Below are 23,889 nucleotides of genomic sequence, written 5' to 3'. Positions count from 1 at the left end.
CGGGTAATCCGTACCTCAGTTCGCGCCTCGGCGGGCGATGCGCTCCGCGTCGGCGGTGCGCGGACAGGTCAGACACGGCTCGTCTGGCCGCAGGGTGTAGAAGAGACAGCAACTGGCCCGGTTCCGGGTGACGACCGGTCCGCCCTCGGCCCCGGCGAGCGGACGGAACGCGGCCCCGGCCGGATAGAGGTCACCGGGCCCCGGTAGCAGCGCGGTCAACTCGGCCACCGCGCGCGGCTCTTCGCCCAGCAGCCCGCCGACGTGCCACAGTCCCTCGGTGATCTCGTCCGCCGCCATCCGCCACAGGGCGCGGGTGCCGCGGCGCATCCGTGGCCGGAAACCGTCGAGCACCGGGCCGAGGTGTTCGGCCACGGCCGTCCGGAGCTCGGCGCGCAGCGCCTCCTCGTCCATGACCGGCCGGGCGCCGGGCAGTGCGGCCGCCCTGTCGTCCGGCAGACACGCGAACCCGGCCGTACGCACCGCGATCCGGCCCCGAGTCCGGTGGTACGACACCTGGTGGACCGTCAGCCGCGGTACGCGGCGGTGCAGAAACCACGGCACGGTGAACAGCAGACAGATGTGCCAGGCGTAGCGGTGCAGCCCGAACCCGGCGATCACATCCGGCCGGGCCCGCTGTCCGTAGTCGCGCTCCACCTGGGCCTCGTCCCAGGCGAGAAAGGCGTCGAGCGCGGGTCCGCCCGCGGCGAGGTCCGCCGCGTGCACCCAGCCGCCGCCGGTGGGCGGCACCGCGCCGGTGCTCACCGTGACCGCGCAGGAGGGCAGCACCTCCGCCAGCCGCTCGTACGCGCCGAGCAAGGCGCGTGTGCCGACGGGGCCGGTGCCGACGGGGCCGGTGCCGACGGGTTCGGTATGGAACGGGCGGAGCGCGGGCACGGACATGCGGGACCACCGATTCGTGGACGCGGTGCGAGGTTAGCCTAACCTTACTTGATCTGATCCGGGCTTTGACCTCACGCGGCAGCCGCATATCGTTTCGATGGCATGTCAGGAGGAGCCGAGTGGAGCAGGCCAAAGCGGAGGCGGCAAGGGAGCCGCAGCCCCCGTCCGGTGTGCCCGCGGCACGCCGGTCCCTCCGGCGTCACTCCGTCCGCGGGCAGATCCTGGACGCCCTGCGGGACGCGCTGGTCGGCGGTGAGCTGACCCCGGGTGAGGTCTACTCCGCCCCGGCCCTCGCCGAGCGCTTCGGTGTCTCGCCCACCCCGGTGCGGGAGGCCATGCAGCAGCTCGCGGGCGAGGGCGCCGTCGAGGTGGTCCCCAACCGCGGCTTCCGGGTCGCCCGGCGCAGCGCGCGTGAGCTGGCCGAGCTGGCCGAGGTCCGTGCCCTGCTGGAGGTCCCCGTGATGCTCGGCCTGGCCCAGGCCGTCACGCCCGAGCGCTGGGCCCTGCTGCGGCCCTTCGCCGAGGCGACCGCGGCCGCCGCCGCCAAGGGCGACCGGGCCGCTTATCTGGAGTCGGACCGCACCTTCCACCAGAGCGTGCTGAGCCTGTCCGGAAACCAGCAGCTGGTGATCGTCGCCGACGAACTCCACCGCCGCGCCCAGTGGCCCCTGGCCTGCGGCCGCCCGGTCCGCACCGCCGACCTGGTGGCGGACGCCGCCGAACACATGGCCCTCCTGGACGCCCTCGCCGCCCGCGACCTGGACGTCGTCGAATCCCTGGTCCGCGAACACTTCACCACCGGCGCGTAACCGGCCTGCGGCCGGGGTGAGGGGGCGGGGCCGCGCTTCGGCCCCACGCCCGGCCCCCGGCGCCCGGCCCCCGGCGCCCGGCCCCCGGCGCCCGGCCCCCGGCGCCCGGCCCCCGGCGCCCGGCCCCCGGCGCCCGGCCCCCGGCGCCCGGCCCTCGGCCGGGCCAGCCCCTGCGGACGCCAACCCGCGGCCAGCGCGCCGGGCCGCGGCTCGCTGCGCGGGGTGCCGGGGTTCGGGTGAGACTCCGTCGGGCGGTGGGGTTCGCTCACCGGTGGGCGGTCGTCACGCCTGGCCGCGGTGAGTCCCGGGGTACCGCCTCCGGGTGCGGGGGCCGGGTCGCGGGGGTTCGGGCGGGACCCGGCTGGGGCGGTGTGGGTCCGTTCAGCGGTGGGAGGTCACCACGTCGGGTCCGCGGTGGGCGCGTGGGCGCCACTGCGGGGTGGCGGGTTCCGGGGCCGGCGCTCGGCTGCCGCGGACGCGGCGCGGCAGCCGGGGCGTGATGTGGGGTGCCGGGCGGCCCCCCACGGATCGCCCGGCACCCGGGCCGCCGACCCCGTGGTGTCAGGGACGGTGGCCGTCGAGGGGTGGTTCGGTGTGGCCTAACTGCTCGGCCAGCCACACCGGGACACCGCCGAGCAGCCGCACCAGGCGGCCCGCTTCCGTGCGCATCCGTCCGGCCTCCTCCGGGTCCGGCTCCACGTCGGCCAGGGCCGCCAGGGCCGGGGCGATGCCGACCAGGTAGCCCAGCTCCTCGCGGATGCGGAGCGATTCGGCGAAGCCGTGCCGGGCCTCGGGGAGATTGCCCTCCTCCTCCGCCATGGCGGCCAGGTGGCGCCAGGTGGACGAGGTCAGCAGCTCGTCACCCTGGGCGGTCGCGCCCGCGTGAGCGCGCTGGAACGCGGCTTGGGCGCCGGTCGGGTTGTGGGCGAGGTGCTGGGAGATCAGCCCGCGGCGGAGGTCCAGCAGCGGGCGGGTCGGGGAGCCGGGCGCCAGCAGCGCCGCCGCGCGGCCGAGCGCGGTGCGCGCCTCGTCGGCCCGGTCGCGGACGCTCAGCAGGGTGGAGGCGTACGCGAGATAGCCCCGCTCGCACGCGGTGGCGCCGCGCTCGGCGTCGGTGAGCGCCAGGGCCTCCGCGGCGCGCAGCGCGTCCTCGGCCGCGTCCCACCCCGCGGAGGTGTACATGCACCGTTCGGTCAGGATGACGCTGCGCTTGAGCGCGGCCGAGGCGTCGTCCTCGGCGTAGGGCGTGAGCAGTTCGGCGGCGTCCTTCCAGAGGCCGCGCGAACGCAGCCGCCAGACCGCCGTGTCGAGCGGGGCGTCCCCCCGCCCGGCCGGAGCGTGGGAACGTGCCTCGGAATCGGAGTTTGACGATCCAGGTGGTGACATGGCGGTGTCCGCCACATTGCCCTCCCCAAGCGCGCCATCGAGCCGGAAGCCGTGATGCGAATCTCAGCATGAATGCGCTGGCGCGGCCAAGGGGTTGGTGTGAACGAATTCACAAACCCCTGACCAGGGCGGTGGCTCCTAGGCGCATCGATGGGGCGCGGGGGTGCGCATGGGGCTCGTGGGAGCTTGTCGGCTCACTCCGGAACCCAGGCGTCAGCTCATGCGCAGCGCGAGGAAGAAGTCCAGTTTGTCCTCGAGCCGGGACAGCTCGCGCCCGGTCAGCTGCTCTATCCGGCCGACCCGGTAGCGCAGGGTGTTGACGTGGAGGTGCAGCCGCGCCGCACACCGCGTCCACGACCCGTCGCATTCGAGGAACGCCTCGAGGGTGGGGATCAGTTCGGCGCGATGACGGCGGTCGTACTCGCGCAGCGGGTCGAGCAGCCGCGCGGTGAACGCGCGGCGGACGTCGTCCGGGACGAAGGGGAGCAGCAGGACGTGCGAGGCCAGCTCCTGGTGACCGGCGGCGCAGACCCGGCCGGAGCGGGCGGCCGCGACCCGGCGGGCGTGCCGGGCCTCCTCCAGGGCGCCGCGCAGCCCGTCGGCGGAGGGGACGGCGGCGCTCACCCCGAGGGTCAGCCGGCCGTCGCCGTCCAGACCGCGGGAGAGCGGCTCGCGGATGGCGGCGAGCAGTGTGTCCGCGTGCAGCCCGGCGTCCAGGACGGGGCCGGACGCGGAGGTACCGTCGGCGTCCGCCGCCTCCGTCGCCTCCGTCGCCTCCGCCGCCTCCGATGGTGACACGTCCGGATGGGCCGGAAGCGGTACGAGCGCCACCGCCTCCTCACCGGTGTGCGCCACCGCGATCCGGTCCGAGGGCTCCGGCCCGGTCGCCCGCGGATCGACCAGGATCTCCTCCAGCAGCGCCTGGGCGACCGGCCCGCCGGGGATACCGCGGCCCGCGGCGCCGCCGGGGGCGGCCTCCTGCCCGTGCTGCCCGTTCTCCCCGTTCGGCCCGGTGAACCCCCACTCCACCCGGGCCACCACCACCTGCCAGTGCGGCGCCGAGCCGAGTCCGGGGAGCAGAACGGGGGCGGCCACCCGCAGCCGGGCCGCGATCTCGGCGGGCGGGGCGCCCGTCTGGACCAGCTCCAGCACCTCCTGGGCCAGCCGCCGCCGCACCGTCCGGGCCGCGTCGCGCCGGTCGCGTTCGACCGCGATCAGCTGGGTGACCCCGTGCAGCAGATCGAGCCGCTCGCCCGGCCAGTCACCCGCGTCCGCGGCGACCGCCAGCAGCCAGTCGGACAGCACGGTGTCGCGTATGTCCGTGGACTCACCGCTGCGGATGGGGAAGAGGGAGTACAGGGCGCCGTTGGCGGCGGTGACCCGGTGCGGGCCGCGCCGCCCGGTGCGCCGTGCCGCGAGGAGTTCGCCCGCCAGCTCGGCCCGGATCTCCGGCGGCAGCTCGGGGGAGGGGCCGGGGGCGCTCGGGCCGGCGATCCGGCGGCCGGTGGAGGACAGCACCCAGGCGGGCAGATCGAGATCGGAGCCCAGCAGATCCAGGACCACTTCGGGGCCGCCGCCCGCGGGGCCGGAGGTCATCAGCCGCCGATGCCGCTCCACCACCGCCGCGAGGTCCCCGGCCCGCTCACCGGAGACCTGGCGCACCACATGCTCGGTGATCGACGCGAACGAGACGTCCTCGACCACCGAGAACAGCGGCAACCGGTGCTGTGCGCAGGCGATCACCAGATCCTCGGGCACCGCGCCGAGCTCCGCCTCGCCCGCGGCCAGACCGGCCACCCCGGCGGCGGTCAGGATCCGTACGAACCGCTCGGAGTCGCCCGGCGCACGCCGCCAGGCCAGACCGGTGAGCACCAGTTCGCCGCCGGACAGATAGCGGCTGGGGTCCCGCAGATCGGTGGTCATCACGCCGCGGACGGTGCGGTCCAGCTCGTCCTCGCCGCCGAGCAGGCGCAGGCCCAGCGCGTCGGTCTCCAGCAGTGCGCGCAGCCGCATGGTGGTGCCAGCCGATCCTGTTGTTGTCACCGGTCGAATACCGCGAGGATTCCGCTCCCCGCTCTTCGTTCGAATCTACAAGACCAGCCCGCTGGCCAGCCAACTGCTTCATGCCTTCGGTGACTGCACCAGGTGGCCCACAGCTCGGTCTACTGGCGGTAAGCCGCGTGCAGAGTTCTTGGGGGAAGCCGGGTTGCCGTCCTCCCGCCCCCGCTCGCCGAACCGAGAAGAGTGACCGATGGACTTTCTGCGCCCCGCCGGCTGGCAGGAGGCGCTCGCCGCAAAGGCGGAGCACCCCACGGCCGTGCCCATCGCGGGCGGCACCGATGTGATGGTCGAGATCAACTTCGACCACCGCCGTCCCGACTTCCTGCTGGATCTGAACCGTATCGGCGAACTGGCCGAGTGGGAGGTGGGCGAGCGTACGGTCCGGCTGGGCGCCGGGGTCCCCTACACCCGGATCATCGAGGAGCTGCGGACCGAGCTGCCCGCTCTCGCGCTCGCCTCGCACACCGTCGGCTCCCCGCAGATCCGCAACCGCGGCACGGTCGGCGGCAACCTCGGGGCCGCCTCGCCCGCCGGGGACGCCCACCCGGCGCTGCTGGCGGCCGGTGCCGAGGTCGAGGTGGAGTCGGTGCGCGGCACCCGGCTGATCCCGGTCGAGGAGTTCTACACCGGGGTCAAGCGCAACGCCCTGGAGCCCGATGAGCTGATCCGGGCGGTGCACATCGAGAAGGCCGACGGACCGCAGCAGTTCTCCAAGGTCGGTACGCGCAACGCCATGGTCATCGCGGTGTGCGCGTTCTCCGTGGCGCTGCATCCGCGCACCCGCACCGTCCGTACCGGTATCGGCTCGGCCGCGCCCACGCCGATCAGGGCGCGGGAGGCGGAGGAATTCCTGAACGCCGCGCTGGCCGACGGCGGTTTCTGGGACAGCGGCGCCGTCATCACCCCGTCGATCGCCCGGCAGTTCGCCGAGCTGTGCTCCGGTGCCTGCAATCCGATCGACGACGTCCGCGGCAGCGCGGCCTACCGCCGCCACGCCGTGTCGGTGATGGCCCGCCGCACGCTGGGCTGGACCTGGCAGGCGTACCGCGAGGGGAACGGGAGGACCGTACAGTGCGCGTGAAATTCACGGTCAACGGGCGGCCGCAGCAGGCCGACGACGTCTGGGAGGGCGAGTCCCTGCTGTACGTGCTGCGTGAGCGGATGGGGCTCCCGGGCTCCAAGAACGCCTGTGAGCAGGGCGAATGCGGCTCCTGTACGGTCCGTCTGGACGGTGTCCCGGTCTGTGCGTGCCTGGTCGCGGCCGGTCAGGCCGAGGGGCGCGAGGTGGTCACCGTCGAGGGCCTGGCGGAGTTCGCCGAGCGGCGCGACGCCACCGCCTCCGGCGACGCTACGGAGCGGACCACCGGCACCGGTCTCGACGAGGCCCGGCGCTGGCAGCCCGGCCCCGGTGGCACCACCCCGCTGGCACCCGTGCAGCAGGCGTTCATCGACGCCGGGGCCGTCCAGTGCGGCTTCTGCACCCCCGGACTCCTCGTCGCCGCCGACGAGTTGCTGGAGCGCCATCCCGACCCGTCCGACGCCGATATCCGCGAGGCCCTGTCCGGCAATCTGTGCCGCTGCACCGGCTACGAGAAGATCCTCGACGCGGTCCGCCTGGCGGCCGCCCGCACCGGGGAGGAGGGCTGACCATGGGAGCCGGTCCCACCCCCGGAAGGATCACCCAGACCAGCAGCGCGACCAGGGGCGCCATCGGTGAGTCCACCCTGCGCCCCGACGGCACCCTGAAGGTCACCGGGGAGTTCGCGTACTCCTCGGACCTGTGGCACGAGGACATGCTGTGGGGCTTCACCCTGCGCAGCCCGTACGCCCACGCCGAGATCCGCTCCATCGACACCGCCGAGGCGCTGGCCGTGCCCGGGGTCCACGCCGTGATGACGCATGACGACCTCCCGGCCGCCACCCACTACGGGCTGGAGATCCGCGATCAGCCCGTGCTCGCCAAGGACCGCGTCCGCTACCACGGGGAGGCCGTGGCCATCGTGGCCGCCGACCACCCCGAGACGGCCCGCCGCGCCGCCGCCAAGATCAAGGTGGGGTACGCGGAGCTGCCGCCGGTCGTGGACGAGGCCACCGCCATCGCCCCCGATGCCCCGGTGCTCCACCCGGACCGCCACGACCGCTCCGATCACTATGCCGCCCACGTACCGCACCCCAACATCGTGCACCGGCAGCCCGTCCGGCGCGGCGATGTCACCGCCGCCCGCGCCCGTGCCGATGTGGTGGTGCGCCGCGACTACGAGGTCGGGATGCAGGACCAGGCGTTCCTGGGGCCGGAGTCGGGGCTCGCGGTACCGGCCGAGGACGGCGGCGTCGACCTGTACATCGCCACCCAGTGGCTGCATGTCGACCGCGACCAGCTGGCGCCGGTCCTGGGGCTGCCCGCCGACAAGGTGCGGCTGACGCTGTCCGGCGTGGGCGGGGCGTTCGGCGCGCGTGAGGATCTGTCCATGCAGGCGCACGCCTGTCTGCTGGCGCTGCGCACCGGCCGCCCCGTGAAGATCGTCTACAACCGCTACGAGTCGTTCTTCGGCCATGTCCACCGGCACCCCGCCACACTCACCTATGAACACGGCGCCACCCGCGACGGACAGTTGCTCTACGTGCAGTGCCGCATCGTCCTGGACGGCGGGGCGTATGCCTCCTCCTCCCCGGCGGTGGTCGGCAATGCCGCCTCCCTGGCGATCGGCCCCTACGTCGTCCCGAACGTCGACGTCGAGGCCATCGCCCTCTACAGCAACAACCCGCCCTGCGGTGCCATGCGCGGCTTCGGCGCCGTCCAGGCGTGCTTCGCCTACGAGGCGCAGATGGACGCCGTGGCACAGGAACTCGGCCTGGACCCGGTGGAGTTCCGGCAGCGCAACGCCATGTCCCAGGGCGCGGAGATGCCCACCGGACAGATCGTGGACTCCCCGGCGCCGGTGGCCGAACTGCTGCGCCGCGTCAAGGCGATGCCGATGCCGCCCGAGCGTCAGTGGCTGGCCGCCGACGCGTCCACCGATGTCCGGGAGCTGCCCGGCGGGCTGTCCAACACCACCCACGGCGAAGGGGTGGTGCGCGGGGTCGGCTATGCGGTCGGCATCAAGAACGTCGGCTTCTCCGAGGGGTTCGACGACTACTCCACCGCCCGGATCCGGCTGGAGGTGATCAACGGCGAACCGGTGGCCCTGGTGCACACCGCGATGGCCGAGGTCGGCCAGGGCGGTGTCACCGTGCACGCCCAGATCGCCCGTACCGAACTGGGCGTCAGCCAGGTCACCATCCATCCCGCCGACACCCGGGTGGGCTCGGCCGGTTCCACCTCCGCCTCCCGCCAGACGTATATGACCGGCGGCGCCATCAAGCACACCTGCGAGGCGGTGCGGGAGGAGGTGCTGCGGCGCGGCCGGGAGCGGCTCGGCTCCCACCACCCCGCGTGGGCCACCGCCGAACTGCTGCTGGAGGGCGGCAAGGTGGTCACCGACGGCGGTGAGGTGATCGGCGATCTCGCCGAGATCGTCGGCGATGAACCGATCGACCTGGAGCTGGAGTTCCGGCACCGCCCCACCGAGCCGTTCGACCTGGAGACCGGCCAGGGCTTCGGCCATGTCCAGTACTCCTTCTGTGCCCATCGCGCGGTGGTCGAGGTCGACACCGAACTGGGCCTGGTCAAGGTGATCGAGCTGGCCGCCGCCCAGGACGTCGGCAAAGCGCTCAATCCGCTCTCCGTCGTGGGCCAGATCCAGGGCGGCTCCACCCAGGGCCTCGGCCTCGCCGTCATGGAGGAGATCGTGGTCTCCGACGGCGCCCGGGTCCGTAACCCCTCCTTCACCGACTATCTGATCCCCACCATCCTCGACACCCCGACCATCCCCGTGGATGTCCTCGAACTGGCCGACGACAACGCCCCGTACGGGCTGCGCGGGGTCGGCGAGGCGCCCACCCTCTCCTCCACCCCGGCCGTCGTGGCCGCCATCCGCGCGGCGACCGGCCTCCCCCTGAAGCGGGTACCGGTCCGGCCGGAGCATCTGACCGGTACCTGAACCCCCCATCACCACCGACCGGGCCGTCCCCCGGGTCGTGGATGCCGATGCACCATCCCAACCCCCTATGACACTTGGGAGTGGCACCGCATGACCCAGCACGCCATCAAGCCACCGACCACCCCGGAGGGAACGGCCCGCCGGTCCGGTCTCGACCGGTACTTCCACATATCCGACCGCGGATCCACTCTCGCCAGGGAGATCCGCGGCGGCGTCACCACCTTCATGGCGATGGCGTACATCCTGCTGCTCAATCCGCTGCTGCTGTCCGGTGAGGACGTCCAGCACGACCACCTCGCCCAGAGCGCGCTGATCACCGCCACCGCGTTCGCCGCCGCCGTCTCCACCCTCCTCATGGGCTTCATCGGCAAGGTGCCGCTTGCGCTCGCCGCCGGGCTCAGCGTCTCCGCCGTCCTCACCGGCCAGGTCGTGCCCCATATGAGCTGGCCGCAGGCGATGGGGATGTGTGTGCTGTACGGGACGGTGATCGTGCTGCTGGTGGTCACCGGACTCCGCGAAGTGATCATGAACGCGATCCCGCTCGCCCTCAAACACGGGATCACCATCGGCATCGGCATGTTCATCGCCCTGATCGGGCTGGTCAACGCCGGTTTTGTGGGCAAGGGCGGGCCGCTGACGCTCGGCGTGGAGGGAAAGCTCGCGGGCTGGCCCGTACTGATCTTCTGCGTCACCCTGCTGCTGATCTTCATGCTCCAGGCCCGTGAGGTGCCGGGCGCGATCCTCATCGGCATCGTGGCCGGCACCGTTCTCGCCGTTGTCGTCAACGCGGTGGCCGGGCTCAGTCCCAAGACCTGGGGCGGGCGCGCCCCCGAACTGCCCGCCCACGCCGTCTCCACCCCGGACTTCAGCCTCTTCGGACAGGTCGAGTTCGGCGGCTGGGGCAAGATCGGCGGCATGACGGTCGGCATGATCGTCTTCACCCTGGTGCTGGCCGGGTTCTTCGACGCCATGGCGACGATCATCGGCGTCGGCACCGAGGCGAAGCTGGCCGACGAACGGGGCCGGATGCCGGGGCTGAGCAGGGCGCTGTTCGTGGACGGCGCGGGCGGCGCCATCGGCGGGGTGGCCGGGGCCAGCGGCCAGACCGTGTTCATCGAGTCCGCCACGGGCGTCGGCGAAGGGGCCAGAACCGGGCTGTCCAGCGTGGTCACCGGGCTGCTCTTCGCCTGCGGGCTGTTCTTCACCCCGCTCGCCCAGATCGTGCCCGGCCAGGTCGCGGCCGCCGCCCTGGTGGTCATCGGCGCGATGATGATGCAGAACGCCCGCCATGTGGACTGGGCCGACCGCTCGGTGGCCGTCCCGGTCTTCCTGACCGTCGCCCTGATGCCCTTCACGTACTCCATCACCGCCGGGGTCGGCGCGGGCGTGATCGCCTACACCGCGATCAAGGCCGCGCAGGGCAGATATCGGGAGCCCGGCGTGTTCATGTGGATATTGACGGCCGTGTTTGTCATCTACTTCGCTCTGCATCCGATCGAGACCTGGCTCGGGGTCCGATAGCGGCCGTACAAGGAGCTGATCACCATGCTGGACATCGCTGCCGAACTGCATCGCTGGTGCGAGGAGGGGCGTGACTTCGCCGTCGCCACCGTGGTGGCCGTCAGCGGCAGCGCACCCCGGCAGCCGGGCGCGGCCCTCGCCGTCGACGCCGACGGCACGGCCATCGGCAGCGTGTCCGGCGGCTGTGTGGAGGGCGCGGTCTACGAGCTGTGCCAGGAGGCGCTGAGCACCGGCGAACCGGTCAGGACCCGCTTCGGCTACTCCGACGAGGACGCCTTCGCGGTGGGTCTGACCTGCGGTGGGGTCATCGACGTCCTGGTCACACCGGTTCCGGCGGCGGACACCGTGCGGCGCCCGGTCCTCGCCGCCGCGGTCCGCTCGGCCGCGGCGGGAGGTGAGGCCGCGGCCGGAGGCGAGGCGGTGGCGCTCGCGCGGATCGTGGACGGCCCGGACGGACTGCTGGGCCGCGCCCTGCTGGTCCGCCCGGACGGGACGTACGAGGGCACCCTCGGCGGACCCGAGGGCGCCTCCGCGGCCGACCGGGCGGCGCTGGACCGCACCGCGGCGGGGGAGGCGCGCGCCCTGCTGGACGCCGGCCGGACCGCGAGCGTGGTCATCGGCGCCGAGGGCAGCCGCTGCGGCAGCCCGGTCACCCTGCTCGTCGAGTCCAGCGTGGCCCCGGCCCGCATGATCGTCTTCGGGGCGATCGACTTCGCGAGCGCCCTGGTGCGGATCGGGAAGTTCCTCGGCTACCACGTGACGGTCTGCGACGCCCGTCCGGTCTTCGCGGCGGCCCACCGCTTCCCGGAGGCCGACGAGGTGGTCGTCGACTGGCCGCACCGCTATCTCGAGACGGCCGAGGTGGACGCCCGGACCGTGCTCTGCGTTCTCACCCACGACGCGAAGTTCGACGTCCCGCTGCTGGAGCGGGCGCTGCGGATGCCCGTCGGCTACGTCGGCGCGATGGGCTCCCGCCGCACCCACCTCGACCGGCTGCGACGGCTGCGCGAGGTGGGCCTGAACGAAGTGGAGCTGGCCCGGCTGCGCTCCCCGATCGGGCTCGACCTCGGCGCCCACACCCCCGAGGAGACGGCCCTGTCCATCGCCGGCGAGATCGTCGCCGCCCGCCGGGGCGGCAGCGGAGTGCCGCTGACCGGGGCGCACACCCCCATCCACCACGACACCGAACGGGCCCCCGCGGACCGGATCGGGTCGGTCGCCTGACGTTCATCCGATCTAAGGCCACTCCTGGGCGGGAAAGCGGTACCGCCACCTGGCGTACAGCCGCGTTGCCGGGTCCGATTTTCTGAGTGAGAGTCAGATTTGACCCGCCCGCAGCCCTCTGGAGTGCGCCTGTGCGTAGCAAGCGGAAAAACCTCGCCGCCCCGATGGCCGTTCTGGCCGCAACCGCCCTTCCCCTGATGACCAGTTCGACCGTGCACGCGGCCGCGCCCCAGGGCGTCGGCGACGCCCTGCGCGGCAGCCGTTTCTACGCCCCGCCACCCGAACGGGACCCCTACAGCCAGGTGACCCGGCTCGCCTGGCGGGGCGAGAGCCGTGAGGCCAGGGGGCTTCTCTCCATGGTGCGAACTCCCCACGCCCTCTGGTACGGGGACGAGAGCCCCGAGGAGGTGGAGCGGATGGTCCGGACGACCACCCGCAGCGCCGAGGCCCATGGCACGGTGCCGGTCCTGACGCTGTACGACGTCCCGGGCCGGGACTGCGGCAGCTACTCCTCCGGTGGCGCGCGGAGCACCGCCGAGTACCAGGCGTGGATCGACGCCGTCGCCCAGGGCATCGGACAGCGCAAGGCGCTGGTCGTCCTGGAACCCGACTCCCTGGCACTGCTGCCGTCCGACTGCGAGCAGAACGCGACCGGCGAAGACGGGGACAACGCGGCCGACGACGAGCCGGAGGAGGCGGAGGCGAGCACCCTGCCCGCCGAGGCCGATCCGGCCGCCCCCGCGGACGATCAGGCCACGGACGCGGGCACGGACGCGGGCACGGACGCGGGCACGGACGCGGGCGCCGGTGCGAGCGCAAGTGCCGGTACCGGGGGCACGGATACGGGCGAGGGCGAGCTGCCCCCGCTGCCCGACCCGGGTACGGAGTCCACCCCCGCCACCGGAGCCCAGCCCAGCACGTCACCCGCGGCCGAGAAGCCTGCCGCCGAGAAGCCCGCGGCGGAGAAGCCCGCGTCCGAGAAGCCCGCCGCCGAGAAGCCCGCGGCCCAGACCCCGGCAGCCGAGAAGCCCGCCGCTCAGACGCCGTCGTCCCCGAAGCCCTCCGCGACCCAGTCCCCCGCGGCCGAGTCCCCGGCGGCGCAGGCCCCCGCGTCCCAGACCCCGGCTCCCGAGCCCTCCGCCTCGAACGAAGCCTCCGCTTCGGAGTCGCCCGGCATCCTGCCCAGCCCCGAACCCTCCGCCTCCGGAACGGCCGCCGCCGATCCCGCCCTCCCCGACACCGGCAACCCGGAGGTCGTCGGTGATCTCGAGAACCCGGACGACCTCGAGGGCCTCGACCAGCTCATCGACGAGGAGGACCCGCAGACCGCCGCCCGCTATTCCGAGATCAACTACGCGGTCGACGTCCTCACCGCGCTCGGCGAGACCGCGGTCTATCTGGACGCGGGCCACGCCGGCTGGCATTCCGTCAGCAGCATCGTGCCCCGCCTCCTCAAGGCCGGGATCGACCGTGCCACCGGCTTCGCGCTCAATGTCTCGCACTACCAGACCGACGCGGCCAACGCCTGGTACGGACGGCTGATCTCCTCCTGTCTGGCCTACGCCGACGAGGGCGGGGACCCCGCGGACTGCGCCGACCGCAACTGGTCCCACCGGCGTGCCCGGACCTGGGTCCAGGAGCATGCCCCCGACGATCCGGCGCAGCTGAAGCACTTCGTCACCGACACCAGCCGCAACGGCCAGGGCCCGTGGACCCCGGAGGGCAGTGACCACAGCGATCCCGAGCCGTGGTGCAACCCGCCCGACCGGGGTCTGGGCGTGCGCCCGACCACCGAGACCGGCGATCCGCTCCAGGACGCGGCGCTGTGGGTGAAGACGCCGGGTGAGTCCGACGGACGGTGTCTGCGCGGCACGGGCGGGCCCGAGGACCCGGAGCGGGGCACGGTCGACCCCGAGGCGGGGCAGTGGTTCCCCGACCAGGCCCTGGAGCTCGTACGGTTCGCCCGGCCGTCGCTCTGATCCGTCCTGATACGTCCCCCGGTACGTCCGTCAGACGGGGTTCTTCCGGATGAGGGCGTCGACCAGGCCGGAGGCGGTGTTCGGAAAGTCCATCGGGACGATGCCGAGCCCCGTCCAGCCCTGGGTTCCGGCGCCCTCCAGGAAGCTCCCGACCTTGGGGTTGAGCCGGTCCGCATTGGAGCGGGGCGGCAGCAGCGCGGCGGTGCTGACGTAGTTCATGAACAGCTTGCCGGGCTGCTCGACCGCCTTGCGGAACTGCGCCTCGATCTTCGGGTACTTCCCGAACGGCTCCGCCATGTAGTCGTCCTGGATGTCGAAGAGCTGGGCGTCGCCGTACCGGATGCCCGGCATCGCGCCGGAGTCGCCGAGCAGCACCACCCTGCCCCGGGCCTCGCCCAGGGTGGGGAGGGTGCTGTCCAGGCGGAACAGCGAACGCCAGCCCTTGTCGAGGTAGCTGTCGAAGATCCGGCGGAACTCCTCGGCGTTCTCCTCCGAGTACTCCTGTTTGACCCGCATCAGCACGGTCTCCGTCGGATGAGCGGAGAGGAAGGAGCGGCAGGCGCCCAGCACATCGTCGAAGTTGAGGTGCTGGTAGTAGGGGCCGTGATGGATCGGGAAGGCGTTCTCATAAGCCCGGCAGCGGATGTCCAGGAAGCGGATGCCGCTGGTCAGCTGGTCGCCGATGGCGGTGTTCTGGCACTCGGTCCACGGACCGCCGTGGCGGGCGCCGGAGTCATGGGTGCCGGGCAGGGTCAGCCGCTGGACGGGGGTGGAGTCGGCCACGGCGGAGAGCCAGTCCTGAGGGGCGAGCCGCCGGGGTGGCGCCGCGGTGGCCGTCGCCGTACCGCCCGCGGTGGATATCAGCCCCGCGGCGGAGATCGCGGCCGTGCCCTTGAGGAACCCTCGCCGGTCCATACGCATACTCCCGTCGTTTGTTACTCGCCCGTTCGTCGGTGCCGCTGGGCATCGAAGCACAAGTCGCCCCGAAAAGCCGTACGTTGGGCCGGAGCGTCAGAAGTGGCGGGGGATGGAGGACAGCGGCTGTCCGCAAGGGCTCGTACCGTGCGGGGTATGACACACCCCGTGCTCGGCCCCCGCGCGCTCAACCGGGCGCTGCTGGAGCGACAGCTGCTGCTGAACCCGTCGGCGTCCCTGACCGCCCTCGAGACGATCGAGTGGCTGGTCGGTATGCAGTCCCAGGCGCCGGGTGCGCCGTACCTCGGGCTGTGGACCCGGCTCGACGGCTTCTCCTTCACCGAGTTGGAAAAGCTGATGACGGAGCGGCAGGTGGTGCGGATGGTGCTGATGCGCGGCACCGTGCACCTGGTGAGCGCCGAGGACGCGCTGCGGCTGCGTCCGCTGGTGCAGCCGATGCTGGACCGGTCGTTCCGGCAGACGCCCTTCGCGCGCGGGGTGCGCGGTGTGGAGCGGGAGGAGCTGGTGGCGGTGGCGCGGGAGCACGTGCGTCGGGACGCGCTGGGGCCCGCGGAGCTGCGGCGGGAGCTGGGCGCGCGCTGGCCGGAGGCGGACCCGGGCGCGCTGGTGAACGCGCTGCGGCTGTGGGCGCCGCTGGTCCAGGTGCCGCCGCGCGGTCTGTGGAGCCGTGGCGGCGGGCCCCGCTACACCAGCGTGGAGGACTGGCTCGGCCGGCCGATGGAGACCGGCTCCCCGGCCGCCGCCCTGGAGGCGGTGGTGCTGCGCTATCTCGCCGCCTTCGGACCCGCGACCGTCGCCGACGTCCAGAAGTGGTGCGGGCTGACCGGGCTGCGTGAGGTGCTGGAACGGCTGCGTCCGGGCCTGCGCATCTTCAGGGACGAGGGCGGGCGCGAGCTGTACGACATACCGGACGCGCCGCTTCCGGACCCCGGGACGCCGGTTGCGGCGCGGCTGGTGGCCGACTTCGACAATCTGCTGCTCTCGCACGCCGACCGGGCCCGGGTGATGGACGACGCCTACCGGATGCGGGTGATGGGCGTCAACGCCGTGGTGCGCGGCACGATCCTGGTGGACGGCTTCGTCGGCGGTATCTGGGGCGTCGACCGCACCGGCAAGGGCGACAGCGCCACGGCGACGCTGACGGTCTCACCGTTCGTCCCGCTGACTGCCGACGATCGGGAGGCCCTGGAGGGCCGAGCGGCACGGCTGCTCGACGCGACCGATCCCACGGCCGCCACCCGCGCGGTGCGGATCGAGCGCCCGGCGCCCTGAACCCCCTCCGCTGTCGAACCCCGCCGTCAGGCCCGCCGGGCCAGCTCCTCGACCCGGCTGTGCAGTTCGGTCACATAGTCCTCGGACTCCGGCTTCATCAGCACACTGCGCAGGATCCGCGCGCCCTCGGCGTCGGCGGTCAGCTTGGGGTGGCGGCCGGTGAACGCGCGGGCGTCGGCCCGGAGCGTGGAAAGGAAGACGGGGTGCTCGCCGGTCATGCCCTCCTGGAGGATCCGGGCCGAGGCGCGGTCGATCGCGGAGAGCGCGGCCGGTTCGGTCACCGGGAAGTAGCTGACGATGTCCAGCTCCGGCGGCTGGTACAGATCGAGCAGCTCGGAGCCCTCGATCAGCTCCGACCAGGTGAGCGCGGCCCGGCGGCCGGCCGCCAGCACCTGGCCAAGACCCTCCGGGGTGGGCGGCAGCAGCTGGAAGGTGAGCCACAGTGCGGCCGCCGAGGCCCCGGCGCGTGAGCACTCCAGGCTGATCTCTCCGAGGTGCAGCTCCTCGGAGGTGAAGTAGGTGTAGGGGGAGTCATGGAGGTAGAAGCGGCCGACCTCCGGATCCGCGAACAGCACCGCCCCGCAGCCGTAGGGCTGGAGCCCGTGCTTGTGCGGGTCGACGACGATCGAGTCGCACCGCGCGATGGCCCGCCAGGGCGCCTCGGCCAGCCCGGCCGGGCCCTCGGCTCCGGCCAGCAGGGTGAAGAAGCCCCCGTAGGCGGCGTCCACATGGATCCGTACGCCGTAGCGTTCGCGCAGCGCCAGGGCACGGTCGATGGGGTCGATCGCGCCGAGGCCGGTGGTGCCCGCGGTGAGCACGACGGTGCCCACCCGGCCCGTGGCCAGCAACTCCTCCAGCGCGTCGAGGTCGATCCGGCCTCGGCCGTCGGTGGGCACGGCATGCCCCTCGACACCCAGCACACCGCACATCCGGCCGTGGGTGTAGTGCGCCTCGGCGCTGTAGGCGACGCCCCGGTCGGGGTGGAGTTCACGGGCGACGAAGAGCGCCTCGAGGTTGGCGACGGTGCCGCTGGTGGTGAGGTGGCCGAGATGGGTGTCGTAGCCGAACATCGTGGCCAGCTGCTCCACCACCTCCCGCTCCATCCGCGCGGTGGCCGGTCCGCCGTCCAGTGCGTGGTTGTTGGGGTTGATCTGCATGGCGGTGAGATAGCCGACCATGGCGGCGGGGTGCGGGGGCTTGAGCATCTGCCCCGCGTAGCGGGGGTGGAAGAACGGGTAGTTCTCCTTCAGCCGCTCGGTGAAGGTGCCGAACACCTCGGCGAACCGCTCGTCGTCGATCTCCAGCGACGGATGGGAGCGGAACGGGCCGTACGCTTCCGCCCACGCGCGGTTCGCCTCCACGGCTTGGCCGAGCCAGTGTCCCAGGTCCATGCGGTGTCCGGCCTTCCCTCGCGCTCGTGGGGATGTTTGGGGTCAAACGTATGTCCTCGTGGATCCCGTGGCAACCGTCCGGTCGCCGGGGGCGACGAGCCGGACGGCTCAGAGCCAGCCCCGCCGCTTGAAGACGCGATAAAGGCCGGTGCAGACGATGGCCATCAGGACGATCGCGAAGGGGTAGCCGAACGCCCAGTGCAGCTCGGGCATCTGCGTGAAGTTCATCCCGTAGATGGTGCCCACCAAGGTCGGGGCGAAGAGGATGGCCGCCCACGCGGAGATCTTCTTGACCTCCTCGTTCTGCTCGAAACCGGCCTCCGCGAGCGCCCGCATCTCGGCGTTCTGCTGCTGGGTCACCAGCGTGGCGTTGACCGCCAGGATGTCGGTGAGCGCCGAGCGGAAGCCGTCCACCCGCTCGCTGGTGTGGGTGACGTGGTCGGCGACGTCCCGCAGATAGCGCTGGAGCTCCTCGTCGGTGCCGTACTTGTCGAACCCGGCCATCAGCCCCCGCAACATCCCCACCAGGGGGCGGGTCGCACGCTGGAACTCGACCATCTCACGGGAGAGTTCGTAGATCCGGCGGGACGCCTGCGGGTCGCCCCGGAACACCTCGGTCTCGATCTCGTCGATGTCGTTCTGCACCCCCGCGACGACCGGGGCGTAGCCGTCCACAACCGCGTCCAGGATCGCGTACAGCACCGCCTCCGGGCCCAGCGCCAGCAGCTCGGGTGTCGATTCCATCCGGGTGCGCACCGCGGACAGATCGGGGGCGGCGCCGTGCCGGACGGTGATCACGAAGTCCGGTCCCACGAAGATGTGCAGCTCGCCGAAGTCGACCTCCTCCGGCGCGTCCAGATAGCGGGCGGCGCGCAGCACCACGAACAGCGTCTCGCCGTAGCGCTCCAGCTTGGGCCGCTGATGCGCCTCCATCGCGTCCTCGATGGACAGCTTGTGCAGATCGAACTCCTCGGCCAGCGACAGCAGCTCCGCCTCCGACGGCCGGTACAGCCCGATCCACGCCATCGCGCCCGGCTCCTCGCGCAGCCGGCGGTAGGTGGCGGCCAGGGTCCCGGGGGTGCCCACCCGGCGGCCCCCGCGGTAGACCGCGGCGTCCACCACGCTGCGATCGTCGGCGGGCGCGCCGTCGGACGCCACCGGCAGGGGTTCGCCGCGCGGCGGGCCCGGCCGCCCGGGGGAGGGCCGCGGAGCGGAGTTCGCCTCACGGGCGGCGGTGGGGCGCAGCCAGGGGTACCGCCTCGAGGACCGCGGGGTGCGGGAGGAGCGCTCGGACATGGCAGGTCCTTTACGGGTAGCGGGCGCGGAAGCGGAGTGTGGGGCACACCGCCGGGCACCGCCACCGGACCGGGCTGGGAATCGCGCTCGCCTGGCGCTCAGAACAGCCGGGCCGGGGTGGCGCCTCGCGGCGTACGACTGGGAGGTTCACCGTGCATCGCGGACCTCACCTCCTCGCCGTGGCGCGCGGGCGCAGAGCACTGACCACGAGCAGGATATCCCTCCCCGCGCCCACCCGCGCGGTGCGCCCGCGCGACTCCGCGCGCGGCCGCACTACCTGGGACGCCCCTGAGCCCGGCCGCGCCTGCGCGGGCTCGGCCCCGCTGGGACCGTGGCGCCGCGGCCCGTGCTTGCGGGCGCTTCGGGTGTGGGGCGGGGCCTGTGGCCGCGCGGGCCCAGGGCGCCCCCTGAGCCCGGCCGCGTCCGCCTGCGGGGGCCTGGCTTCTGCCGGGGCCGTCGCGTCGCGGCCTGCGGTGTGCGGGCGGCACGCGCCATCGGCCGCGCAGTCCGCCCCACCGCCCCCGCCGTCGGTCGGTGGCATGCCAGGAGTCGCGGGTGCCAGGAACCGGGCGCGGTGCGGCGGCCGGTTCCTTGGGCGCGCCGCGTGCGCAGACGGCATCCGCCACACCTCGTGCGGCCGCAGGCCGCCCGGCAGGCTTCTACGGGAGGAGGCCCGCTCGGCGGGCCTCTACTACCGCGTGGAGGCGGGTGTGTGCCCCCAGCTTCCGCATGGACGAGCGCAGATAGCTCTTCACGGTCTCCGGGCGCAGCCCCAGCCGGTCCGCCGCGGAGGAGTTGGTGGCGCCGGCGGCCACGCACGCCAGTACGTCCACCTCGCGCGGCGACAGCTCCACCGGCTTGCGGCCGGGCGGCACCCGGGTGCCGCCCGACGAGGCCCGGGCCAGCCGTCCGCATGCGCTGAGGAGTTCCCGCCGCAGTTGCGGATCGGCCACCCGGTGCGCCAGCGCCCGCAGATCGACATGGGCCTCGCGTACCTCCTCCCACAGCGCGGGATCCGCCTCCGCGGCCGACGGCTGCTGCTGCGCCACGTCCATCAGCCGCTCCGCCTCGTCCCGCACCGCGAGCGACTGTTCCAGTTCGCGCGCCGCCGCCACCGCCGCGCTCAGCGCCCGGTCGCCGAGCACCAGCGGCTGGCGCAGCGCGCCGTAGAGCACCCCGCGCACCCGGCCGCGGACCACCACCGGCACCGCCAGCATCGAGCGCAGCCCCTCGGCGCCCACCGACGCGTCGTACTCATGGCTGATCGCCCGCGAGGCGGGGTAGTCGGCCACCGAGAGCGGCCGGGACATGGTGAGCACCTTGCCGCCCAGGCCGTTCCCGGAAGCGATGGCAAGCCCGCGCAGGGAGTTGGTGGTGGTGCCGGTCAGTTCGGAGATGCGGAACTGCCGTGAGCCCGCGCACAGCCCGCCGAACGCCACGGGCAGTCCACCGCTCCGGCGCATCCGCAGCAGTGTTGTCCGTACGTCGACGGTCCGGTCCGAATCCGCCACGGCCACCTCCCCGAAATACCGCCACCCCCGTCCGGGGGTGGTGAGACTCAGATCACCCGTCGCACGATGCTAGCGAGCGGTACGGCATTCAGGAGGACATGTGACAGCAAACAGTCCGTCTCACGGCTTCCGCGTGGCACGGGACTTCCTGCTCGAGCACCGGGAGGACTACCCGGCGGCGTACGAGGGGTTCGACTGGCCGCGCCCGGAACGCTTCAACTGGGCGCTGGACTGGTTCGACCGCATCGCCGAGGGCAACGACCGCACCGCTCTGCACATCGTCGAGGAAGACCGCACCGAGACCCGAGTGAGCTTCGAGGAGATGCGCCGGCGCTCGGACCGGGCGGCGGGCTGGCTGCGCGACCTCGGTGTCGAAGCGGGCGACCGCATCGTGGTGATGCTCGGCAATCAGCGCGAGCTGTGGGAGACCGCGCTCGCCGCGATGAAACTGCGCGCCGTGGTCATCCCCGCCACCCCACTGCTCGGCCCGGTCGACCTGGTCGACCGCGTGGAGCGCGGCCGGGCGAAGCACGTCATCGTCCGGGCCGAGGACACCGGCAAGTTCGACGGGGTGACGGGCGACTACACCCGGATCTCGGTCGGTGGTCTGCGGGAGGGCTGGCTCGCCTACGAGGACGCCGGGACGGCCGGGCTGACGGCGGAGGACGAGCCGGACGAGCCGTTCGTGCCCGACGGGCCGACCCTCGCCGACGACCCCCTGATGCTGTACTTCACCTCCGGCACCACCGCCCGCCCCAAACTCGTCCAGCACACCCATATCTCGTATCCCATCGGCCATCTGGCGACGATGTACTGGATCGGGCTGCGGCCGGGCGATGTCCACCTCAACATCTCCTCCCCGGGCTGGGCCAAGCACGCCTGGTCCAATCTCTTCGCGCCGTGGAACGCCGAGGCGACCGTCTTCGTCCACAACTACACCCGGTTCGACGCCGCCCGGCTGATGGCCGAGATGGACCGCTGCGCCGTCACCACCTTCTGCGCCCCGCCCACCGTCTGGCGGATGCTCATCCAGGCCGATCTGACCCAGCTGCGGCGCCCCCCGCGCGAGGCCGTGGCCGCGGGCGAACCGCTCAACCCCGAGGTCATCGAGCATGTCCGGCGCGCCTGGGGCGTCACCATCCGGGACGGCTTCGGCCAGACCGAGACCGCCGTCCAGGTGGCCAACACCCCCGGCCAGCCGCTGAAGACCGGTTCGATGGGACGGCCCACCCCCGGCTTCTCCGTCGTCCTCCTCGACCCGGTCACCGGGCAGCCCGCCGACGAGGGCGAGATCTGCCTGGACCTCACCGGACCCGGTGGCCGTCCGGTCGGCCTGATGACGGGGTACGAGGGCGACGAGGAGCGCACCGCCGAGGCCACCGCGGATGGCTACTACCGCACCGGCGACATCGGCTCGCGCGACGCCGACGGCTACATCACCTACATCGGCCGGGCCGACGATGTGTTCAAGGCGTCCGACTACAAGATCTCACCGTTCGAGCTGGAGAGCGCGCTGCTGGAGCACGAGGCGGTGGCCGAGGCCGCGGTGGTGCCCGCCCCCGATCCGGTGCGGCTGGCGGTGCCGAAGGCGTACATCGTGCTGGCCGACGGCTGGGAGCCCGGCCCCGACACCGCCAAGGCGCTGTTCGCCCACTCCCGGGCGGTGCTGGCCCCCTACAAGCGGGTCCGCCGCCTGGAGTTCGCCGAGCTGCCCAAGACCGTCTCCGGAAAGATCCGCCGCATCGAACTGCGGGAAGCCACCGCGCGTGGCGACGGCATCGAATTCCATGAGGAGGCTTGAGCCCTCATGACCGCCTCCCCCCACGCATCCCCGTACGAGGAGACACCATGACCGCCCTGTCGTACGCCAGCGGCGTAAGCGAGCTTCCGCTGCTGGGCGACACCATCGGTGCCGATCTGGCCCGTACCGTCGAGCGGTTCGGCGACCGTGACGCGCTGATCGACATCCCCTCCGGCCGCCGCTGGACCTACGCCCAGTTCGGCCGGGCGGTCGAGGAGGTCGCGCTCGGGCTGATGGCCAAGGGCGTCGGCAAGGGTGACCGGGTCGGCATCTGGGCCATCAACTGCCCCGAATGGGTTTTGGTGCAGTACGCCACCGCCCGTATCGGCGCCATCATGGTCAATATCAACCCCGCCTACCGCGTCCACGAACTGCGGTATGTGCTGCGGCAGGCCGGGATCTCCGTGCTGGTCTCCTCCATCGAGCACAAGACCAGCCACTACCGCCGCATGGTCGAGCAGGTGCGCTCCGACTGCCCCGCCCTGCGCGATGTGGTCTACATCGGCGACCGCACCTGGGACGGTCTGGTGCGCGCGGGCTCCGAGGTGCCGCCTTCGAGGCTGGCCGAGCGGGAGGCCCTGCTCTCCTGTGACGACCCGGTCAATATCCAGTACACCTCCGGCACCACCGGCTTCCCCAAGGGCGCCACGCTCTCCCACCACAACATCCTCAACAACGGCTACTTCGTGGGGGAGATGGTCGGTTACACCCACCAGGACCGGATCTGTCTGCCGGTGCCCTTCTACCACTGCTTCGGCATGGTCATGGGCAACCTGGCGGCCACCAGCCACGGCGCCTGCATCGTCCTCCCCGCCCCGGCCTTCGACCCCGCGGCCACCCTCGCGGCCGTCGAGCGGGAGCGCTGCACCTCGCTGTACGGCGTGCCCACGATGTTCATCGCCGAGCTGGGCCTGCCGGACTTCGCCACGTTCGATCTCTCCTCACTGCGCACCGGGATCATGGCGGGGTCGACCTGTCCGGTGGAGGTGATGCGGCGGGTGGTGTCGGAGATGCATATGGCCGAGGTGTCCATCTGCTACGGCATGACCGAGACCTCACCGGTGTCCACCCAGACCCGGCGCGACGACGACCTGGAGCGCCGCACCGGCACCGTCGGCCGGGTGATGCCGCATGTCGAGGTGAAGGTGGTCGACCCGGCCACCGGGGTGACCGTCCCCCGCGGCACCCGCGGTGAACTGTGCACCCGTGGCTATTCGGTGATGCTCGGCTACTGGCAGGAGCCCGGGCTGACCGCCGAGGCCATCGACAGCGCCCGCTGGATGCACACCGGCGACCTCGCGGTGATGGGCGAGGACGGCTATGTCGAGATCGTCGGCCGGATCAAGGACATGATCATCCGCGGAGGGGAGAACGTCTATCCACGGGAGATCGAGGAGTTTCTGCACACCCATCCCAAGATCGCCGATGTGCAGGTGGTGGGCGTGCCCGACGAGAAGTACGGCGAGGAGATCATGGCCTGCGTCATCCTGGCGGACGGCGCGAAGCCCCTCACCCGTGATGAACTCGCCCGCTTCTGCCGGGGACGCCTCGCGCACTACAAGGTGCCGCGCTATCTGCGGCTGATGGACGCCTTCCCGATGACGGTCAGCGGCAAGGTCCGGAAGGTGGAGCTGCGGGAGAGCGGCGCCCGTGAGGTGGCGCCGCTCCCGGAGTCCCGTACCGACCCCGACCTGGCCGACCGCGGTGGCGCCGAGCAGGCGCGGTCGGCGCCGCTCTGACGGCGGCGTTCCCCCGCGGTCGG

17 protein-coding genes are annotated in these 23,889 nt (G+C 72.6%); 10 read left to right on the top strand and 7 right to left on the bottom strand.

From position 1 onward, the window contains the following. Positions 1-15: 15 nt before the first annotated feature. The gene (locus JK363_RS25185) at positions 16-900 is read right to left on the bottom strand and encodes a (2Fe-2S)-binding protein (protein ID WP_236076088.1); all 885 of its coding nucleotides are present in this window, start codon (positions 898-900) and stop codon (positions 16-18) included. An 86-nt stretch (positions 901-986) separates the two neighbouring features. Here JK363_RS25185 and JK363_RS25180 point away from each other — a divergent pair, with 86 nt between their 5' ends. After that, positions 987-1,709, top strand: a complete 723-nt coding sequence (locus tag JK363_RS25180; protein WP_372444844.1) for a GntR family transcriptional regulator — start codon at positions 987-989, stop codon at positions 1,707-1,709. A gap of 561 nt (positions 1,710-2,270) precedes the next feature. Here JK363_RS25180 and JK363_RS25175 read toward each other — a convergent pair. Further along, positions 2,271-3,110: a hypothetical protein gene (locus tag JK363_RS25175; protein ID WP_372444841.1), complete on the bottom strand. Its 840-nt coding sequence runs from the start codon at positions 3,108-3,110 to the stop codon at positions 2,271-2,273. Positions 3,111-3,308: 198 nt separating this feature from the next. Then, a complete protein-coding gene (locus JK363_RS25170) occupies positions 3,309-5,108 on the bottom strand; it encodes a PucR family transcriptional regulator (protein ID WP_201877683.1) in 1,800 nt (599 codons plus the stop codon). A 238-nt stretch (positions 5,109-5,346) separates the two neighbouring features. Here JK363_RS25170 and JK363_RS25165 point away from each other — a divergent pair, with 238 nt between their 5' ends. The 6 genes from JK363_RS25165 (at position 5,347) to JK363_RS44270 (ending at position 13,920) form a co-directional block, all read left to right on the top strand. Beyond that, positions 5,347-6,237, top strand: coding sequence for an FAD binding domain-containing protein (locus tag JK363_RS25165; RefSeq protein ID WP_201877499.1), 891 nt, complete (start codon positions 5,347-5,349; stop codon positions 6,235-6,237). After that, positions 6,228-6,803 (top strand): (2Fe-2S)-binding protein, encoded by a 576-nt coding sequence (locus JK363_RS25160; RefSeq protein ID WP_201877498.1) that lies wholly within the window; start codon positions 6,228-6,230, stop codon positions 6,801-6,803. The genes JK363_RS25165 and JK363_RS25160 overlap by 10 nt, the downstream gene beginning before the upstream one ends. A gap of 2 nt (positions 6,804-6,805) precedes the next feature. Further along, a complete protein-coding gene (pucD, locus tag JK363_RS25155; RefSeq protein ID WP_201877497.1) occupies positions 6,806-9,196 on the top strand; it encodes a xanthine dehydrogenase subunit D in 2,391 nt (796 codons plus the stop codon). 90 nt (positions 9,197-9,286) lie between these two features. Beyond that, positions 9,287-10,717: an NCS2 family permease gene (locus JK363_RS25150; protein WP_201877496.1), complete on the top strand. Its 1,431-nt coding sequence runs from the start codon at positions 9,287-9,289 to the stop codon at positions 10,715-10,717. Between the two features lie 24 nt (positions 10,718-10,741). Further along, a complete protein-coding gene (locus tag JK363_RS25145; protein WP_201877494.1) occupies positions 10,742-11,941 on the top strand; it encodes an XdhC family protein in 1,200 nt (399 codons plus the stop codon). Between the two features lie 197 nt (positions 11,942-12,138). Further along, positions 12,139-13,920, top strand: coding sequence for a glycoside hydrolase family 6 protein (locus JK363_RS44270; protein WP_307821860.1), 1,782 nt, complete (start codon positions 12,139-12,141; stop codon positions 13,918-13,920). Positions 13,921-13,950: 30 nt separating this feature from the next. Here the strand turns inward: JK363_RS44270 and JK363_RS25130 are convergent, their stop codons facing one another. Beyond that, on the bottom strand, positions 13,951-14,835 hold the full coding sequence (locus JK363_RS25130) for a phosphatidylinositol-specific phospholipase C (RefSeq protein WP_201877492.1): 885 nt from the start codon (positions 14,833-14,835) through the stop codon (positions 13,951-13,953). A 156-nt stretch (positions 14,836-14,991) separates the two neighbouring features. On the opposite strand from JK363_RS25130, the gene JK363_RS25125 reads away from it, so the two are divergent. Beyond that, complete coding sequence (locus JK363_RS25125) at positions 14,992-16,128, top strand: winged helix DNA-binding domain-containing protein (protein WP_215911270.1); 1,137 nt, start codon at positions 14,992-14,994, stop codon at positions 16,126-16,128. Between the two features lie 26 nt (positions 16,129-16,154). Here JK363_RS25125 and JK363_RS25120 read toward each other — a convergent pair whose 3' ends face one another. The 3 genes from JK363_RS25120 to JK363_RS25110 form a co-directional block, all read right to left on the bottom strand. Continuing rightward, the gene (locus tag JK363_RS25120) at positions 16,155-17,519 is read right to left on the bottom strand and encodes a pyridoxal phosphate-dependent decarboxylase family protein (protein ID WP_201877488.1); all 1,365 of its coding nucleotides are present in this window, start codon (positions 17,517-17,519) and stop codon (positions 16,155-16,157) included. Positions 17,520-17,627: 108 nt separating this feature from the next. Further along, the gene (locus JK363_RS25115) at positions 17,628-18,815 is read right to left on the bottom strand and encodes a magnesium and cobalt transport protein CorA (protein WP_201877487.1); all 1,188 of its coding nucleotides are present in this window, start codon (positions 18,813-18,815) and stop codon (positions 17,628-17,630) included. Positions 18,816-19,474: 659 nt separating this feature from the next. After that, positions 19,475-20,278, bottom strand: coding sequence for a helix-turn-helix transcriptional regulator (locus JK363_RS25110; protein WP_201877679.1), 804 nt, complete (start codon positions 20,276-20,278; stop codon positions 19,475-19,477). Between the two features lie 148 nt (positions 20,279-20,426). Between JK363_RS25110 and JK363_RS25105 the strand changes: the two genes are divergently transcribed. Together JK363_RS25105 and JK363_RS25100 are read left to right on the top strand one after the other, a co-directional pair. Continuing rightward, on the top strand, positions 20,427-22,127 hold the full coding sequence (locus JK363_RS25105) for an AMP-binding protein (protein WP_201877486.1): 1,701 nt from the start codon (positions 20,427-20,429) through the stop codon (positions 22,125-22,127). A 47-nt stretch (positions 22,128-22,174) separates the two neighbouring features. After that, positions 22,175-23,866: an AMP-binding protein gene (locus JK363_RS25100; RefSeq protein WP_201877485.1), complete on the top strand. Its 1,692-nt coding sequence runs from the start codon at positions 22,175-22,177 to the stop codon at positions 23,864-23,866. The last annotated feature ends 23 nt before the right edge of the window (positions 23,867-23,889 follow it).

It is taken from the genome of Streptomyces coffeae (assembly GCF_016741875.1).
Taxonomy (GTDB): Bacteria; Actinomycetota; Actinomycetes; order Streptomycetales; family Streptomycetaceae; genus Streptomyces; species Streptomyces coffeae.
The sequence above is the reverse complement of the archived record's forward strand: the minus strand, read 5'-3'. Positions and strand labels throughout refer to the sequence as shown.

Coding starts and splice junctions, on each gene's coding strand:
- JK363_RS25145 (WP_201877494.1), top strand. CDS start 10,742: ATGCTGGACATCGCTGCCGAACTGCATCGCTGGTGCGAGGAGGGGCGT.
- JK363_RS25115 (WP_201877487.1), bottom strand. CDS start 18,815: ATGTCCGAGCGCTCCTCCCGCACCCCGCGGTCCTCGAGGCGGTACCCC.
- JK363_RS25165 (WP_201877499.1), top strand. CDS start 5,347: ATGGACTTTCTGCGCCCCGCCGGCTGGCAGGAGGCGCTCGCCGCAAAG.
- JK363_RS25100 (WP_201877485.1), top strand. CDS start 22,175: ATGACCGCCCTGTCGTACGCCAGCGGCGTAAGCGAGCTTCCGCTGCTG.
- JK363_RS25110 (WP_201877679.1), bottom strand. CDS start 20,278: ATGCGCCGGAGCGGTGGACTGCCCGTGGCGTTCGGCGGGCTGTGCGCG.
- JK363_RS25125 (WP_215911270.1), top strand. CDS start 14,992: ATGACACACCCCGTGCTCGGCCCCCGCGCGCTCAACCGGGCGCTGCTG.
- pucD (WP_201877497.1), top strand. CDS start 6,806: ATGGGAGCCGGTCCCACCCCCGGAAGGATCACCCAGACCAGCAGCGCG.
- JK363_RS44270 (WP_307821860.1), top strand. CDS start 12,139: ATGACCAGTTCGACCGTGCACGCGGCCGCGCCCCAGGGCGTCGGCGAC.
- JK363_RS25150 (WP_201877496.1), top strand. CDS start 9,287: ATGACCCAGCACGCCATCAAGCCACCGACCACCCCGGAGGGAACGGCC.
- JK363_RS25130 (WP_201877492.1), bottom strand. CDS start 14,835: ATGGACCGGCGAGGGTTCCTCAAGGGCACGGCCGCGATCTCCGCCGCG.
- JK363_RS25170 (WP_201877683.1), bottom strand. CDS start 5,108: ATGCGGCTGCGCGCACTGCTGGAGACCGACGCGCTGGGCCTGCGCCTG.
- JK363_RS25120 (WP_201877488.1), bottom strand. CDS start 17,519: ATGGACCTGGGACACTGGCTCGGCCAAGCCGTGGAGGCGAACCGCGCG.
- JK363_RS25185 (WP_236076088.1), bottom strand. CDS start 900: ATGTCCGTGCCCGCGCTCCGCCCGTTCCATACCGAACCCGTCGGCACC.